Consider the following 15,435-nt stretch of genomic DNA (forward strand, 5'->3'; position numbering starts at 1 on the left):
TAATTTGATTTTTATTCAAACTTTAGTCTAAATCCTAAGAGTCTTTAAGATTCTTAGGGTTTTCTATTTCAACAACTATGAAAAAATATCTTTTCCTTTTCTATTTTATTCTGTTGCCATTTTTCGCATTTTCACAAGCCCATGTAATGCGAAACTTTCAGGCTTTACCCTTTCTAGATACAACAGCAACTCATTCTACTGAAAAAACATATTTTGCAGTTACTAATTTTGCAGGACATAATTCTCGGGGTTTTAGTTCTACTGAAAACTCTCAAGGTTGGAATGCTCAGGTTTGTGGACTGTTGGATATTGTGCGTTGGAAATCTAAAAAGAATGATGTTGGTTTGCATTCAATTGTTTTTTTATCCTCCATTGAAGTAAATGCAAATATTTACAATAATATTGCTTTTAACCCTCGTGGAATTATTTTACAAGAAAGTTTTGCTTATTTCAATAAAAAGAAAAATTTTACTTGGAATATTGGCTTTACTCACAAATCAAGACACGAAATAGATAGTGACTCGCCTCCCAATGATACTACTTCAAGAATTGGTTATCAACCTACCTCAAGGGTAGCTATTTTGAATGGCTTACACGTAGAAGCTACAAGCGATAAAATAAACCTTTCTCCTAAAATCACAACAAATATTTGGGGACGAGCAGAATATTACACTGTTTCAGAAGATTCTCGGTTTCCTCGTTTTACAGAACAACAAAGTTGGGATTATATGAGTGGAATGGTTCTATTGGGTGGCAGAATTGATATTAAGCTCAGTAAAAAACAAAAAAATGCTTGGGGTTTTTATAATCGTTCTTGGGTCAATACAGCCATTTTCTCTAACAAAGTAAAAGAAAAAGGAGGAGAAAACTTCAAATTTAATTATAGAATAGAATCAGGATTTGATTTTAGAGGACTTAAAGGAAAGGCTGAGTTTTTTGTAGCAAGAGAATATTTCTTTGATGACTTATCTAGTCCAAGACCTATTTCCTCATCAGTTTGGCTAGTTGGTATTCGTGGAAGAGGTTTTTTATTTTTATAGAAAAAAAAATAGTAGTACAAAAAAAACCTATTTCAATTAAGAAATAGGTTTTTTAATCTTCTATCTATTCAATCAAGATATTTTACTTGACTTCTTTTGCTTTTTAATTACTTTTTAGCAATTGGATCAGCATTTCCGTCTGGGTCATTCTGAACATTTCCTTGTGTATTAACTGTACCACCATTGATAAGTAAGATACCAGCTACGTGAGGAGTTGCCATTGAAGTACCACTGATTGAACGGTATCCTCCACCAGTCCAAGTAGAGTTGATACTTACACCTGGAGCACAAACATCAATTGGAGGATTAGCATAGTTAGAGAAACTAGCATAACGACTATTAATGTCCATTGCAGAAACAGTTAAGATACGATTACCATTAACACGAGCAGGAGAAACGTTATTAGCATTTTGAGCTTCGTTACCTGCTGCTAAAGCAAAATAAACACCTGCATTAGCTGCACTTGATATAGCGTTATCTAATGTAGTAGAACGACCACCACCAAGACTCATATTTGCAACATCATCAGCATAAGCATTTGCTTTTACATAATTTACTGCTGAAATAACTGCTGAGTTAGATCCACTATTTCCAGCAAATACACGACAAGAAACAAGTGTTGCACCTGCTGCTACACCAACAACTCCGATAGAATTATTCTTAGCTGCAATTGTACCACCTACGTGTGTTCCGTGTCCATTTCCATCTTGAGTACCAGAGTATCCACTTACAAAAGAACGACTGAACTGTGTATCAACTGTCAAATCAGGGTGAGAACCATCAATTCCAGAATCGATAACCCACGCCCAACGAGCACCACCTGCATAGTTTCCGTATCCTACACGAGAGATTCCCCAAGGAGTAGATTGTGCTTCTGTTCTTGAAACTGTATTTGTTCCACTTTTGCCATCATCTGCAAATCCGTCTGAAATACGCATTACTTGATCTTGTTCTACATATTCTACACGAGAATCATTTCCAATAGCTTTAATTTGATCATCTGTAAATGTACCAGCGAAGCCTAAAAGAGCGTCACCATACACAAACTCAATAGCTTCTGGCTCTACACCAAATTGAGCTACCATTTCGTTTACAGATGCTGTAAGAGCTTCTTGTTTTGCTTCAAAGTTTTTGAGATTTGTTTCTCTACTTGATACTGGAGCAACAGCTACTTTTCCTAACTTTTGTCCGAAAGTACCGTCTTTAAGAACTACAATAAACTGATGTTTAATAAACTCTTCTGAGCTTACTTTATCTGTTGTTTGTTCTAATTCTACAATCGCTTGTTTTTCGGCTGTTTCACATCCAAAAAACGTTAATGAACCTGCAAGGCCTAAGCCGAGGATAAATTTGCTTGACAAATTAAATTTTGACATAATAATATTAGTTGTAAAGGGGATTAGACTTGTGTTATGTTTTGCGTCTAAAACATTTGCAAGTAGATAATTCTGTTGGACAATTCCAAATATTACATAATGTTTTTCTAACTATTGCATTATTCTAACAATAAAAAATACAATTAGAAGTTATGTCTTTATAATATAAAATTCTGAATTATTGATTTATTTCAGTTTTTTATTCTGAATTATTGTTTAATTGCAGAATTTTAAATAAAAAAAATTATGAATATAAGAATTTAAAGATTTGATAATTAATGCTAAAAAAAAATAAAATTTTTTTTATAATAGATTTAAAATTAGAAAAATGAAACACTTTTTTTGTTAACTTGGTTAACTACTTTTGGTTTTAATCAAAAAAATAGTGCTTAAAAAAGATTTAAACACTGTTTTTTATTTTTAATCAAAAAAAATAAAATATTTTTTCCTGCAATACGCTCTTTTTAATCCTTTAAAAAATCCTATTTTCAGTAAAAAATGTTAATACTGTCCAACTTGTTAAAACAACTTGCATTTTTGTGCTTTTCATAATTAACATCAAAAACACTGGGTTCACAACATTTTTGATTTAAAATTAAAGGCAAAAAAATAATTGTTATATTTTATAATCCTCTAATAATTTGTCTGTATCTTCTTAAATGGGCTTTCATTTTCATCCAAAAAGCAAGCACTAAATAAATAAAAATGGGAGAGCCAAAAGTAATAAATGAAACATATATAAAAGAGAGACGAATACTTTCAGAAGAAATTCCTAAACGTTCACCTATTTTGGCACAAACGCCAAAAGCATTTTTTTCAAAGAAATAAAGTATTTTTTTCATTATTATATTAAGTTTTAAGTAAAGTTATTCTAGATTTATATTCTGACTCAGAACAATTTATAGAGATTATCAAAATCATAAGTGTAATTTAACAAAAATTGTTTTATTATTCTTACTACCTAAAGTTTGTTATGAAGTTGTTTAAGAATCTATCAATGGGTTCAACTTCTATTTGATTAAAAGAGAGCATTTTAATTGTAAACTCAGTATTAAAAGATTCTTTTTTGCTGTTGTCAGTGTCTCACCAACGATACATAATTAACATGAAAACAATTAAATTCCTATTTTTGTAATTATCAAAAATTACCTTAATTCATTCAATACTAAAAAATGATGCATCCAGTAACACTAACAAATAGTCAATCTCTTTTTTCAGAGGCTCAACATCATATACCAGGTGGTGTAAATTCTCCTGTTCGTGCCTTTCAAGCTGTTGGGGGAACTCCTGTTTTTATGAAATCGGCAAAAGGAGCTTATCTTTTTGATGAAGATAGCAATAAATACATTGATTTAATTGGCTCTTGGGGACCAATGATTTTAGGACATGGACATGAAGAAGTTACACAAGCAATTATTGAGGCTGTTCATGGCTCATCTTCTTTTGGCGCACCAACACGTAGAGAAGTAACAATTGCAGAACTAATTTGTCAGATGGTTCCATCGATAGAAAAAGTAAGAATGGTAAACTCTGGAACAGAAGCCACTATGTCTGCTGTTCGTGTGGCTCGTGGTTATACAGGGAGAGAAAAATTCATAAAAACAATTGGTTGTTATCACGGTCATGGCGATTCATTTTTGATTGCAGCAGGAAGTGGAGCAGCAACAATGGGAACGCCAAACAGCCCTGGGGTAACAAAGGGAACTGCAAAAGATACATTATTAGCTCCTCACAATGACTTAGATGCTATTCAATATTTAGTAGATGCAAATCCAAATGAAATTGCAGCTATTATTATTGAACCTGTAGCTGGAAATATGGGTTGTGTGTTGCCAAAAGAAGGTTACTTGCAAGGGCTACGAAAAATCTGTGATAAAAATGGAATTGTACTCATTTTTGACGAAGTAATGACAGGTTTTAGGCTTGCAAAAGGTGGAGCGCAAGAAGTATATGGAGTTACACCTGATATGACTACTTTAGGAAAAATTATTGGTGGTGGAATGCCTGTGGGAGCATATGGAGGAAAAAAAGAAATTATGGATTGTGTTTCACCTCTTGGTAAAGTCTATCAAGCAGGAACGCTTTCTGGAAATCCTGTGGCAATGGCAGCAGGTTTGGCACTTCTAAATATCTTAAACAATAATCCTCAAATTTATCAGAATTTGGAGCAGAAGACAACAAAAATAGCTCAGGCAATGCGTAAATCTATCAAAGAGCAAGGTTTCAATTATACAGTAAATCAAATTGGCTCAATGACAAATATTTTCTTTACAGATAAAAAAGTAGAAAATTTTGAAGATGCGCTTACTTGTGACACAGCTCTTTTTGGAAAATACTTTCATGCTATGCTCAATCGTGGGGTTTATATTGCGCCTGCTCAGTTTGAGAGTTGGTTTTTATCAAATGCTCTTTCTGATGAAGATGTAAATAGAATTATTGAAGCAAATGAAGATGCTTTGAGAGAGATTCACGCCTAAATTGAAATAGCTTAAAATCAGACTTTATTTTTTACCGAACAAATTTAGCTTTTAACCGACCTCTTATTTGTTTATATCGAAGAAACAAATCTTGTATCAATTCTTACCGTATATTAGCGTAACGATTAAGACAAAGAAACCAAATTTGATTTGAAAGATTTGACTTAATTATAAAAACTTTGAGGAAATTCTAAGAAAGACATTGAAACTAAATTGATAAGAAAAGACTTTTAAGATGTAAATCACAAAAGCACCTTTTCAGAAATCAGTTTTTTAGTTCAAAATTTCTTAAAAAGATGCTTAGTTTTTAGGATAGGATTGATTGAAATAAGTCAGCAAATTTATTGCTGACTTATTTTTTTTGTCTATTTTTGACAAACGTCTGTAATTTACCATTTTATTAGCAAATTGCAAATTTTTGAAGGTATATTTAATCACTTGTTCTTAAAATAATCCTGAAAGTTGTTCCTTTCCCCACTTCTGACTTTAAGACGCTTATTTTTCCGTTATGATATTGTTCTACAATTCTTCGTGCTAATGTGAGTCCTAAGCCCCAACCTCTTTTTTTGGTAGTAAATCCAGGTCTAAAAACTGTTTTGATTTGGCTTTGTGGAATTCCTTTTCCTGTATCTGTTATATCTAAAATAAGTTGCTTTTGGCTTCTGTTTGAAGAGAAAAATAAAGTGATGCTTCCTTTTCCTCCTTTTTCAGTCATAGCATCCACAGCATTTTTACAAATATTTTCAATGACCCATTCAAAAAGAGGTTTATTGATTTGAGCGTATAGTTTTGCATCTTTGTTGGCTCTGATTGTTAGCTTTACTTTGTTAGATATTCTTTTTTTGAGATATTCAGTCACTCCTTCAACTACTTCTAATACATTTTCAGAGCTTAAATCTGGTATAGAACCAATGCTTGAAAAACGCCCTGTTATCATAGTAAGTCTTGCAATATCTTTTTCTATTTCCTGTAAAATATCTTCTTCTACACTTTGGTCTGCTCTAAAATATTCTACCCACGCCATGAGTGCAGAAAGTGGAGTACCAAGCTGGTGTGCAGTTTCTTTGGCAAGACCTACCCAAACCCGATTTTGCTCAGCTCGTCTAGAAGAGCTAAATAAAAAATAGGCAAAAATCAAAAAAGCTGTAATAAGGGAAAGTTGAGCGTATGGAAAATATTTGAGCTGAGTCAGAAGGGTTGAATTTTCATAGAAGATATAATATTTCCACTCTTCCGAAACTTTTACTTCGATAGGGGGATGAGATTCTTTCATGGAAGTCAAATGTAGTCTTAAAATTTTATTTTTTTCTTCTTCTGTAGCATTTTTCTTAAAATCAATATTTCTTGATTCACTTGGATTGCCTTCCCCATCTGCAATAATCATAGGAATAGATTGATTGCCTTGTAAAATACTGGTTACTAGAAAGTTAAGCATTAGACTGTCTTCCACTTGCACTACTAGCTCCTGTGCTTTTGCTACCAAATCAATCTGTTCTTGTTCACGCTGAGCCAAACTATCTACAAGTTCATTAGTATAATAAAGAGAAGCCAAACCAATAAGAGAGGCAAAAAGAATAACAATCCATTTGAGTTTGGAAGGAGATTGATTGAGAGAAAGCATAGTTTATGACTAATTTTTGAGTAATTTTGCAGTCAAATTTATAAAAAATACACCATAAAGATTGGTTATTTATTTTATGATAACATATAAAACGAACTTATTTAGCAAAAATAGAGTTTAAGCAAGACCTAATTGCTTGGAATTAATTTGTCATTATTGAATCCACTTTTTACCCCAAAAATACGATGAAAAAAAATAAGCAAAAAAAACTAGAGAAAAAACGTGAAAAATTGGCTAAAAAAATAGACAAAAAGTTAGATTATGAATTTGATTTTTTGGGAATGCGAGTAAATGATTTGATGAGAAATGCTACTCACGAAACCATTTCACATCCAAAAATTCAGAATAAAATGTCATTTTTACATCTTTGTGCCATGTTTTTCAATGAAGATAAATTAAAAGACTTTTTAGATATGCCAGAATGGGATGAAAAAGTAAAAGAAAGAAAACAACTTCTTACAGTCATTGGAAAAGTTAGAAATGAACTCAAAGATATTGAAGATAAGCTCTATAAAAGCATGATAGATAAGAATGACTAAATAATTGTAAAGTTATAAATCGTTGTTGGTGTTTTTATATAACTACACCAACAACATCAAACTTTTTTTATTTTGAACTTTTCTTTGTTCTTCTCAGTTGTAGTTGTATATTTGCATCCCAATTCATTTTCAAAAGTGACGATGAATTAGTTAAAACAAACTATATGGGGCTGACTGGTTTCGACAGGACGAGTCTTTGCGTGTATAAGCATGTAGGCTAATGAGAAAACTAGCCTTATATCGATTTCTCAAAACAACAATCGGCGAATCTAATTACGCCATGGCTGCCTAACTCTAGGAGTTAAGTAACCATTGTCTTTGCTTAGTGTCTTTACTCTTCCGACACTAACATCCGTTTACCACGTAAACACATAGACATCAACCCCCGTAAGAGTTAAGCAATGATGAGTGCAACGGCATCTGCGACGAAAACTTAGTTGATAAGGAAAAACCTTGGACGTTATCGCCTAGTTCTTTCCCGACAATTAATAGGATAACTAAACATGTAGAAACCACGACGAACGCCGTATCTGGACGTGGGTTCGACTCCCACCAGCTCCACAAGACTAAAGGCATATACAACAGTATATGCCTTTTTTTTGGCTTTAAATGAGGTTTTTGTTATATTTGTCTATAATCTAAAGGTATAAAAAAGGGTATAAAACCTTAGATTTCGACACTTATTCCGACACTTATTATAGCGCACCGACACCTATGGCAAATATTAATGTTAATGAGGCAAAAATCAATATTCTTGAAAGCCAACCATTGAAAGATGGAAGGTGTAAACTTGTTATGTCTTTCTTTTATAAAGGGAAGCGACTTAGGTTAGATACAGGAGAACGTGTATTACCAGAGCATTTTGATAAAGCACGGCAAAGAGTGAATAGAAAACAACCTTTTCATGTAGAGATAAATATGATACTTGATAGGTTTTGTACTGAAGTTGTGTTAGCTTATAAGAAGAGTATTGCAAAAGGAGTTTTACCTTCTACTAAAGAACTCCGAGAAATAGTAAAGCCAAAAGCAAAAGATGAAATAGAAAAAAACAGTCATTCAATGGCTGATTACTTTGATCTGTTTGAAAGACATTTAATTTCGCAGAGACGCTCACGTTCTACAAAGTACAAATACAGAACATTGCAACGCATGTTTAGTCGGTATGAAAAACAGAAAAAAATAAAAATAAGGTTAGATTCATTTGATGAAATTGACCATGCTAAATTTACCAACTGGTGTATCTATGAATTAGATAATGTTCCTAGTACTGTCAGTAAAAGAAATGGATTTATAAAAGCATTTTTTTCTTTCTGTGAGCGAAATGGAGCAACTGTACACCCTTTTTATAAAGCCATAAAAATAAGAAAGGTAGATACAGAGATGATTTTTCTTACTGAAAAAGAGCTTAATAAAATAGAAGAAGCTCAAGTAGATTCTTATTTAGAGAAAACAAAAGATTGCTTTCTTTTTTCCTGTTACACAGGATTGCGATATTCAGATATAGAAAAACTTACTTTAGATCATATACACCTAATTGAGGATAATTATATATTAGAAATCATACAGGAAAAAACAGATAAAAAGGTGTCAGTAGCTCTTTCAGATAAGGCTGTAGAAATTATGAACAAGTATAAGAATAACGTAATAATGTCTCAACGTAATAAGTATTTTTTACCTATCATTACAAATCAAAAACTTAACTTATACTTGAAGGAATTAGGACGATTAGCAGAAATTGATATTCCAGTAGAAAAATTAGTATATCAAAAAGGAGAAGCTACAAAAGTCATTGTTCCTAAGTATGAACTTCTCACTTTTCACAAAGCAAGACATACTTTTGCTACTCTAAGTTTACAACGAGGTATGCCAATAACTGTACTTCAAAAAATATTAGGTCACAGAAGACTTGAAGAAACAATGATATATGCTAAAGTAGTAGAATCTTTTCAACATGATCAACTTCTAAAAGCTTGGAATACAGAGGAGAAGCAGGAAGAAAAAGAAGAGATTGTTATCGAAAAAACTAAAGAAACAGTGATTCAAAATAATGATCAATTTGAAAGACTCAAATCTGATATCAAAAGTGCTGTTGAGGTACAAAAAACTGAATTACACGTCTTTGAAGAATTACAATCTTCTACGTTAGGTAAACTAGAAAAAATGGGTTTTAAAATTAAAAATACTACTCCAATACAAAAATTAGAAAATTTATACCACATCATATCGTGGTAAAATCACCACAATCAACTGCAAAAAAGGCTTAGAAACGAATTTCTAAGCCTTTTTTTTATTTATCTTTGCCAATGAAAAAATAATTTTATAGCCTTTATTTATTAATACCCAATGGGAAAGAAAACATATAACAATAATACTAATGTCATTACAAAATCAAATGGCAATCGAAATATTCATCAAGTTCAAAATAACTATTCTAAAAAAGAAAATAAAGAAAATCATTTTAGCTTATTTGAAGCCTTTAGATTAATTGAAGAATTAAAAACAGAAGTAGCTCAACTAAAAGAACAAATTAAAAACCAACCTTCTTAAAGCGTCATCCATTCCATTTTTACATTTGCCCTGTTCAAGCATTTAATTTCTTGTTCAGGGTATTTTTTATGGTAACGATTCAGAATAAGTTGTACATATTTGGGTTCAATCTCCGTTCCGTAGGCAATTCGCCCTGTTGCTTCAGCTCCCATAATAGTCGTTCCACTGCCCATAAATAAATCAATAATAATATCCTGATCGTCAGAAACGTCAAGACAGACATCGGCTACCATATCGACTGGTTTTGGTGTTGGATGATGCGAAAGTATATCACGGTCTGGATTAGAAAAACTACTTGCTGTGGCATATTCCCAAATATTAGAACGGTAACGATCTGCTAATGCTAAATGAGAGGTATGTTTTGCTTCTCCTTTTTTGAAGATTAAAATAAATTCATGCTTGGCTCTATAAAAACTACCATTTCCAGCTTGTGATTTATTCCAAACACAGACTTGCTTTGGCTTAACTGTTCCAAAGACTGCTTTTGCCCCCTCACAGACATGCCAAACGTGTCTAAAATCCATACATAAATAAATGATAGCACCATCGACAGAGTTTTCAGAGGCAACTTCAAAAATTTGTTGAATAAATAAAGCAAATTGCTCGTCACTCATTTCTCCTGCTCCTTCAGCAAAATTTGCATGCGTGCTTTTTCCTTTTCCACTAAAAAAATTAGAAGGCAGATTATAAGGAGGGTCAGTAAAGGTAGTTCTAGCTTTTTTGCCATTCATTAAAATAGCCACTTGTTCTCTATCCTTAAAAGACCCACAATAGATTCTATGCTTTCCAAGTTGATATATATCGCCAGCCTTCACCCAAATATCTAAATCTGATAGAGCTTCTACTTTTTGTGCTAATTCTGAATCTTTCTTATCTGTTTCTTCATCATTGATGCCTTTCAGATTATGGAAGTCAATTTTTTGCTCTAATTTATCAAAAGAAAATTTTGGCAAATTAATATAATCTTTAATTTCATTTAATGGTAAGTCATAATTTTTGATGAATATACCCATTCCTTCTTGCGTAATACTCGCATACGAAGAAGAATACACCAGAACTAAACGAGCAGCCTCTTTTTTGTCCTTACACTCCATAAAAATCGCAGGAAGTAACAAAGGAACATCTACACCCTCTTCAATTAATTCTTTCAATAATAATGTTCTATGTTTTCCATCCAAACAAAATCGTTTGCCCTTTTCGTCCTCCCATACTTTAAAAGGGTCTGCAAAATTATTTTCCACAAAACTAGCCTTTAGTTTTTGCCTTTCTATTTTGGGCAATTCTTTAAACTCTTCCTGCTGTACAAATTCTAATTCTTGCCAGTTAATATTTTCTAATCCCAAAACTCTATTCGTTATCCCTTTCGTTTTATTCAATCCTTTTTGCATAATTTTTAAATAAATTGCTTATATTTTAATAAATTTGTAAATAAAACGCTAATTTATTGAAAATTATACATAATAATATAAAGATGTCTAATGATTTGAAAATAATTCCAGAGCAAGACCGAAGATTAGAGGCTTATTTGGGAATAGAGCTGAACATACTTGAGGACAACTGTAGAAACTATCCTGTTGAAATACCAACGCTTTATAAAAAGGAAGAAAGGCAAATGTTGATAAGAAAATCAAAGTTTTGGTTCGTTCAGTTTGATTTGCTTTCTAGGATAAAGAAGACCATCAAGCATTCTATGAAAGAAGGAAGTCATAAGCAAGTTATTGGCTATCTAAAAATAGAATTTGAAACTGTAGAAACATCTTGGCGTAATTTGCCATTGCCAGTACCAAGTATGTATAGCCCACAAGAGAAAGAAGATTACTTGAGCAGAAGAGAATTGTTAGAAGCGCAATGCAATCTATTAGAAAGGATATTGAAAGTAACTGAGAGTTGTATTGTAGATATTAGATGAAATTAAAAATAATAACATAAATAAATATTTGATAATGAATAATTTTAATTATACACGTCCTCCAATAACAAATTACCAAAAAGCAATTGTAGATTCTCTAGCATGTTGCACTGTAAGTGAATCTAGTGTAAAAGTAGGAAAAACAACCTCGCATATTATTTGGCTATTTGAGCAAGCATTAAAAGGCAAGAAGGGAGATAATTTTTTGTTTGTAACTCCTAATTTTCCACTAGCTAATATTGCGTTCAGTCGTATGAAAGCGCAAGTGTCTTATCCTCAACTTTTTTTAATGAATCTCTTTCCAAACTTAGACTTACCTTACCGAATGGTACTCATATTTGGTTTAAATCAGCTGATGAGCCAAACGCTTTATACATAGATGATGTACGAGCAGTTGTGTTTGATGAGTTTGGTAGATTTTACGCTGATGGCATTAAAAAAGCAATAAATGAAATTATAAGTAATCAAAATTGTAAAGCAAAATTCATAGGAAATGTTATGGATAAATTGTCTTGGCAAGGTAAACTGATTACAAAAGCTAAAATTTACACGAAGGAAAATAAAGATAAAAATATTGAAAATCCTGAGTATGAATATTTTAAAATTACGGCTTACGATGCAGTTAAGGAAAATATTATAAATAAAAAAGAATTAGAAGAAGCAAAAAGGGATTTACCAAGAGATAGTTTTGAGTTTTTGTATTTAATAACTAACTAAACTATGAGCCAGTCAAAGAAAGGTAAACGCATTATGAATTTAATGCAAACCAAATTGAAAGGTTTAGAAAATGAGTTGGCTAAATACCCTATGCGTCCTTCCATTCCAGAAGAAGAACTAATTTATTATGTACGGAAAAGAGATATGATTCAAAGTCAAATTCTTCTGCTCAGTGAAATTATAGAAATAAGTAATGAAACCATTTTGTTGGATGATTAGAAATGATAAAAATAGAATGAATAAAAGATGGCAAAGAAAAAGACCGAAGAAGAAAAGCGACAGGATCAAGAAAAAAGGAGATTAGATAAAGTCCAAAAGATAACTCGTATTCGCCAAGTTTGTGAGTGGATGATGGATGGACATAATAGCCAAGATATTATTTATCAAATCCAATCAATGTGGAATCTAAGCTCACGCCAACCTTATACGTATATAAATTGGGCATTGGAGTGGTTCGAAAAGTCTATCCAAGAAAAAATAGAACAACGCAGAGCTGTACATATTGCAGCAAGAATGAAGATGTATAAAGATGTTCTAGAAGATAAAGCATTAAAAGCAAAGGATAGGTATTCAACAGCCTTAACCATTTTGCAAGATGTAGCTAGATTAGAAGGAATGTATAAAGAAACAATAAAAATAGAAAGTGAGCATACTGAAAGTTATAATTTTACGCTAAACTTAGGAGATAGTGAGCAGCAAGAACAAATCAAAGAACGTACAATTCAACTACTACCGTCCTCCGATAACGAGTTATCAGAAGGCGATTCTTGATTCTCCTGCTCGTTATACGGTAACAGAAGCTTCTACCAAGGCAGGTAAAACAGCCTCGCATATTATTTGGCTTTTCGAACAAGCATTAAAAGGCAAGAAAGGAGATAACTTTTGGTGGGTTGCACCTGTGTTTTCTCAAGCTGAGATTGCTTTTAATCGGATGAAGAACCAAGTTTCTTTGCCTAATTTTTTCAAAGTCAATATCTCCAAACTCAAACTTACCTTACCCAATGGTACACATATCTGGTTTAAGTCTGCTGATAATCCTGATTCGCTATATGGTGATGATGTGCAAGCTGTTGTCTTTGATGAGTTTACGAGAGCCAAGGAGGCTTCTTTTATAGCTATTCGTTCCGTTGTAACCAAGACAAAAGGAAAAATTAAATTTATTGGAAACTGTGTCGGAACTAAGTCTTGGCACGGAAAATTAATTACAAAAGCAAAAGTTTACACGAAGGAAAATAAAGATAAAAACCTTGAAAATCCTGAGTATGAATATTTCAAAATTACAGCTTATGATGCTGTGAACGCTGGTATATTGGATTTAGCAGAAGTAGAACAAGCAAAACAGTTTTTACCTGAAAATGAATTTAGAGCTTTGTATTTGGTAGAACCTCCTGACGATGGTGGAAACCCTTTTGGGCTTGCTCACATTGCTGCCTGTCTTGTGCCTCATATTTCTCAAAAACCTGTCGTATGCTACGGAATTGACCTTGCCAAGTCCCAAGATTACACCGTAGTCATCGGATTAGACGAAGATGGACACCTTGCTTACTTCAAAAGATGGCAAAGTTCGTGGTTGGAAACAGTAAGGATTTTGCAAGGTCTTGAAAATTTACCTATGCTCTTAGATAGCACAGGAGTAGGCGACCCTATCGTGGAGCTAGTTCAAGAAACGCAGGACCTTGCTGAAGGCTTCCACTTTTCAAGTCGGAGCAAGCAACAACTTATGGAGGGCTTGGCTGTAGCTATCCAACAGCAAGCTATCGCTTTCATTGACAATATATTAAAAGATGAATTGGATAGTTTTGAATACGAACATACTCGGACAGCTACTCGCTACTCTGCTCCTACTGGGTTGCACGATGATACCGTTTGTGCGCTTGCTCTTGCGTATAGAAAGTTTGAAGAATTAGGAAGGATGCCGAAAACAAAGGCAATGCCTATTTTTGGGGGTCGCTAATTTCAGTCAAGTATTCAATTTTTAATAAATCCTCAACAAAATTATCTACCGAATCAAAACGGATTTGTGTTCCTTCGTATTCTTTGAATCGCTGTGCAAACCCTTTTATATATTGTTTTGGAGTTTCGTCGGCTGTAAATCTACCTCCATTTTTGAGTTGATTTACAATTTCTAAATTAGAAGAGGCTTTTATGATTTGTTCGTCGCTAGTTTTGTAGGTTTTCATAGTTTTTGGTTAGTTTGAGCTAGGTATAAAGTTGGTTTAGATAGGTCTTAACTTGGTTAGAGCTAGGTCGCAGCAAGGTTAAGCTAGGTCATACCTAGCTATGACTTAGCTTTTAAGCTGCCAATTCTTCTTTGCGATTGTTTAGGTAAGCATACACTTTTGGCTGATTAAATGTTTTGAGGGTTTCAAAATTTACTTGACTTACTCTTTTATCACTTGAGTATTCCACTAAGTTATGTAAAAATAAAATCCAGTTCTGAATTTTATCAAATTCTACTGTTCCTGAGTGGTGTCTAAATTCTATCGTTTTATATTTTACATACGATTTTGTATTTAGTTTGCTGTGGCGATAAGGAACAGAATCTGTTAATTCATTGATTGTTGAGGCATTTTTTATGGCTGACTTGTGATTGATTATGGATTTGCAGTAGGTATTATTACTTGCTCTCCTGCTGTTGGGTAAAAATGTATCAATTACGCTTTCCATATCAGCATAATTTAAAATCAAGTTTTTGAATTGTTTTAGTTTGAATTTGCTTGCATCAAAATGGATATGCAAACCACAGCTTTTATTGATATAGGCATTGCAATTTTTTAAAGCCTTGCATACTTTTTCAAGTTGTTCTAATCCATTTTGCCCTTTCAAAATTGGACTGACAATTTCAAATCCGTTTGATCCTCTGATGCTAGAATCTGTTATTATTTTCCAATGCGTTTTGGTGGTGTGATTGTATCTCTCAATCTCAACTCTAATTCCTAATTTTACCAGTTCTTTTTTCAACTTTGCTTTCGTTACGTTGTAGGCTTCTATTTCTACTCCAAATTGTCTATTGAAAATTGTGGGTTTAAATTTAGCATTCCCTCTAGCATTTGTTTGGGTGGAGAAATGTTTAGCGTAGACGTTTTGTACAAATCCGTAGCCTACTCCCATCAGCTCGGCTACCTGTTTTCTTGTGAATCCTAACTCTAAGAGTTGTTTTATTTTGTTTGTCTTGGTCGTGTTGGAAGCTAAAATTTGAGTTGTCATAC

Annotated in this window: 17 protein-coding genes and 1 other RNA gene; 12 read left to right on the forward strand and 6 right to left on the reverse strand. The window is 32.9% G+C overall.

All coding sequences use genetic code 11. From position 1 onward, the window contains the following. Positions 1–77 precede the first annotated feature (77 nt). Complete coding sequence (locus V9L05_RS17635; RefSeq protein WP_338813163.1) at positions 78–1,040, forward strand: hypothetical protein; 963 nt, start codon at positions 78–80, stop codon at positions 1,038–1,040. A gap of 107 nt (positions 1,041–1,147) precedes the next feature. On the opposite strand, the gene V9L05_RS17640 is transcribed toward V9L05_RS17635, so the two are convergent. Further along, complete coding sequence (locus tag V9L05_RS17640; RefSeq protein WP_338791919.1) at positions 1,148–2,416, reverse strand: S8 family serine peptidase; 1,269 nt, start codon at positions 2,414–2,416, stop codon at positions 1,148–1,150. Between the two features lie 623 nt (positions 2,417–3,039). After that, a complete protein-coding gene (locus V9L05_RS17645) occupies positions 3,040–3,258 on the reverse strand; it encodes a PspC domain-containing protein (protein ID WP_338813164.1) in 219 nt (72 codons plus the stop codon). 333 nt (positions 3,259–3,591) lie between these two features. Here V9L05_RS17645 and hemL point away from each other — a divergent pair, with 333 nt between their 5' ends. Continuing rightward, positions 3,592–4,893 (forward strand): glutamate-1-semialdehyde 2,1-aminomutase, encoded by a 1,302-nt coding sequence (gene hemL, locus V9L05_RS17650; protein WP_338815426.1) that lies wholly within the window; start codon positions 3,592–3,594, stop codon positions 4,891–4,893. Between the two features lie 430 nt (positions 4,894–5,323). On the opposite strand, the gene V9L05_RS17655 is transcribed toward hemL, so the two are convergent. Further along, a complete protein-coding gene (locus V9L05_RS17655) occupies positions 5,324–6,514 on the reverse strand; it encodes a HAMP domain-containing sensor histidine kinase (protein ID WP_338791917.1) in 1,191 nt (396 codons plus the stop codon). A gap of 185 nt (positions 6,515–6,699) precedes the next feature. Between V9L05_RS17655 and V9L05_RS17660 the strand changes: the two genes are divergently transcribed. The 4 genes from V9L05_RS17660 to V9L05_RS17675 all read left to right on the forward strand — a co-directional run bounded on the left by V9L05_RS17660 (position 6,700) and on the right by V9L05_RS17675 (position 9,600). Then, on the forward strand, positions 6,700–7,053 hold the full coding sequence (locus V9L05_RS17660) for a hypothetical protein (protein ID WP_338791916.1): 354 nt from the start codon (positions 6,700–6,702) through the stop codon (positions 7,051–7,053). A gap of 166 nt (positions 7,054–7,219) precedes the next feature. Then, positions 7,220–7,617, forward strand: a transfer-messenger RNA (tmRNA) gene (ssrA, locus tag V9L05_RS17665). A gap of 150 nt (positions 7,618–7,767) precedes the next feature. Further along, positions 7,768–9,285 carry a site-specific integrase gene (locus V9L05_RS17670; RefSeq protein ID WP_338813165.1) on the forward strand — a complete coding sequence of 506 codons (1,518 nt, stop codon included), beginning with the start codon at positions 7,768–7,770 and terminating at the stop codon, positions 9,283–9,285. A 111-nt stretch (positions 9,286–9,396) separates the two neighbouring features. Next, positions 9,397–9,600, forward strand: coding sequence for a hypothetical protein (locus V9L05_RS17675; protein WP_338813166.1), 204 nt, complete (start codon positions 9,397–9,399; stop codon positions 9,598–9,600). Here V9L05_RS17675 and V9L05_RS17680 read toward each other — a convergent pair. Then, on the reverse strand, positions 9,597–10,988 hold the full coding sequence (locus V9L05_RS17680; RefSeq protein ID WP_338813167.1) for a site-specific DNA-methyltransferase: 1,392 nt from the start codon (positions 10,986–10,988) through the stop codon (positions 9,597–9,599). The two genes, V9L05_RS17675 and V9L05_RS17680, sit on opposite strands and share 4 nt — an antisense overlap. A gap of 56 nt (positions 10,989–11,044) precedes the next feature. On the opposite strand from V9L05_RS17680, the gene V9L05_RS17685 reads away from it, so the two are divergent. Genes V9L05_RS17685 through V9L05_RS17710 form a run of 6 tightly spaced genes read left to right on the forward strand, consistent with a single transcriptional unit; the run spans position 11,045 to position 14,180 of the window. Next, a complete protein-coding gene (locus V9L05_RS17685) occupies positions 11,045–11,509 on the forward strand; it encodes a hypothetical protein (RefSeq protein WP_338813168.1) in 465 nt (154 codons plus the stop codon). Between the two features lie 34 nt (positions 11,510–11,543). Beyond that, positions 11,544–11,888, forward strand: coding sequence for a hypothetical protein (locus V9L05_RS17690; RefSeq protein WP_338813169.1), 345 nt, complete (start codon positions 11,544–11,546; stop codon positions 11,886–11,888). A 17-nt stretch (positions 11,889–11,905) separates the two neighbouring features. Continuing rightward, positions 11,906–12,226 (forward strand): hypothetical protein, encoded by a 321-nt coding sequence (locus V9L05_RS17695; RefSeq protein WP_338813171.1) that lies wholly within the window; start codon positions 11,906–11,908, stop codon positions 12,224–12,226. 3 nt (positions 12,227–12,229) lie between these two features. Continuing rightward, the gene (locus V9L05_RS17700) at positions 12,230–12,445 is read left to right on the forward strand and encodes a hypothetical protein (RefSeq protein ID WP_338813172.1); all 216 of its coding nucleotides are present in this window, start codon (positions 12,230–12,232) and stop codon (positions 12,443–12,445) included. 27 nt (positions 12,446–12,472) lie between these two features. Next, positions 12,473–12,997, forward strand: coding sequence for a hypothetical protein (locus V9L05_RS17705; protein ID WP_338813173.1), 525 nt, complete (start codon positions 12,473–12,475; stop codon positions 12,995–12,997). Beyond that, positions 12,915–14,180, forward strand: a complete 1,266-nt coding sequence (locus V9L05_RS17710; RefSeq protein WP_338813174.1) for a terminase large subunit — start codon at positions 12,915–12,917, stop codon at positions 14,178–14,180. Before V9L05_RS17705 ends, V9L05_RS17710 begins: the two co-directional genes overlap by 83 nt. On the opposite strand, the gene V9L05_RS17715 is transcribed toward V9L05_RS17710, so the two are convergent. Together V9L05_RS17715 and V9L05_RS17720 are read right to left on the reverse strand one after the other, a co-directional pair. Further along, positions 14,161–14,406, reverse strand: a complete 246-nt coding sequence (locus V9L05_RS17715) for a hypothetical protein (RefSeq protein WP_338813176.1) — start codon at positions 14,404–14,406, stop codon at positions 14,161–14,163. The two genes, V9L05_RS17710 and V9L05_RS17715, sit on opposite strands and share 20 nt — an antisense overlap. 112 nt (positions 14,407–14,518) lie before the next feature. Continuing rightward, positions 14,519–15,433, reverse strand: a complete 915-nt coding sequence (locus tag V9L05_RS17720) for an amidoligase family protein (protein WP_338813177.1) — start codon at positions 15,431–15,433, stop codon at positions 14,519–14,521. Between the last annotated feature and the right edge of the window lie 2 nt (positions 15,434–15,435).

It is taken from the genome of Bernardetia sp. Wsw4-3y2 (genome assembly GCF_037126295.1).
Classification (GTDB): Bacteria; Bacteroidota; Bacteroidia; order Cytophagales; family Bernardetiaceae; genus Bernardetia.

Excerpts from the sequence above, each read along its gene's own strand:
- V9L05_RS17635 (WP_338813163.1), top strand. The coding sequence starts at position 78 with ATGAAAAAATATCTTTTCCTTTTCTATTTTATTCTGTTGCCATTTTTC.
- V9L05_RS17640 (WP_338791919.1), bottom strand. The coding sequence starts at position 2,416 with ATGTCAAAATTTAATTTGTCAAGCAAATTTATCCTCGGCTTAGGCCTT.
- V9L05_RS17645 (WP_338813164.1), bottom strand. The coding sequence starts at position 3,258 with ATGAAAAAAATACTTTATTTCTTTGAAAAAAATGCTTTTGGCGTTTGT.
- hemL (WP_338815426.1), top strand. The coding sequence starts at position 3,592 with ATGCATCCAGTAACACTAACAAATAGTCAATCTCTTTTTTCAGAGGCT.
- V9L05_RS17655 (WP_338791917.1), bottom strand. The coding sequence starts at position 6,514 with ATGCTTTCTCTCAATCAATCTCCTTCCAAACTCAAATGGATTGTTATT.
- V9L05_RS17660 (WP_338791916.1), top strand. The coding sequence starts at position 6,700 with ATGAAAAAAAATAAGCAAAAAAAACTAGAGAAAAAACGTGAAAAATTG.
- V9L05_RS17670 (WP_338813165.1), top strand. The coding sequence starts at position 7,768 with ATGGCAAATATTAATGTTAATGAGGCAAAAATCAATATTCTTGAAAGC.
- V9L05_RS17675 (WP_338813166.1), top strand. The coding sequence starts at position 9,397 with ATGGGAAAGAAAACATATAACAATAATACTAATGTCATTACAAAATCA.
- V9L05_RS17680 (WP_338813167.1), bottom strand. The coding sequence starts at position 10,988 with ATGCAAAAAGGATTGAATAAAACGAAAGGGATAACGAATAGAGTTTTG.
- V9L05_RS17690 (WP_338813169.1), top strand. The coding sequence starts at position 11,544 with ATGAATAATTTTAATTATACACGTCCTCCAATAACAAATTACCAAAAA.
- V9L05_RS17700 (WP_338813172.1), top strand. The coding sequence starts at position 12,230 with ATGAGCCAGTCAAAGAAAGGTAAACGCATTATGAATTTAATGCAAACC.
- V9L05_RS17705 (WP_338813173.1), top strand. The coding sequence starts at position 12,473 with ATGGCAAAGAAAAAGACCGAAGAAGAAAAGCGACAGGATCAAGAAAAA.
- V9L05_RS17715 (WP_338813176.1), bottom strand. The coding sequence starts at position 14,406 with ATGAAAACCTACAAAACTAGCGACGAACAAATCATAAAAGCCTCTTCT.
- V9L05_RS17720 (WP_338813177.1), bottom strand. The coding sequence starts at position 15,433 with ATGACAACTCAAATTTTAGCTTCCAACACGACCAAGACAAACAAAATA.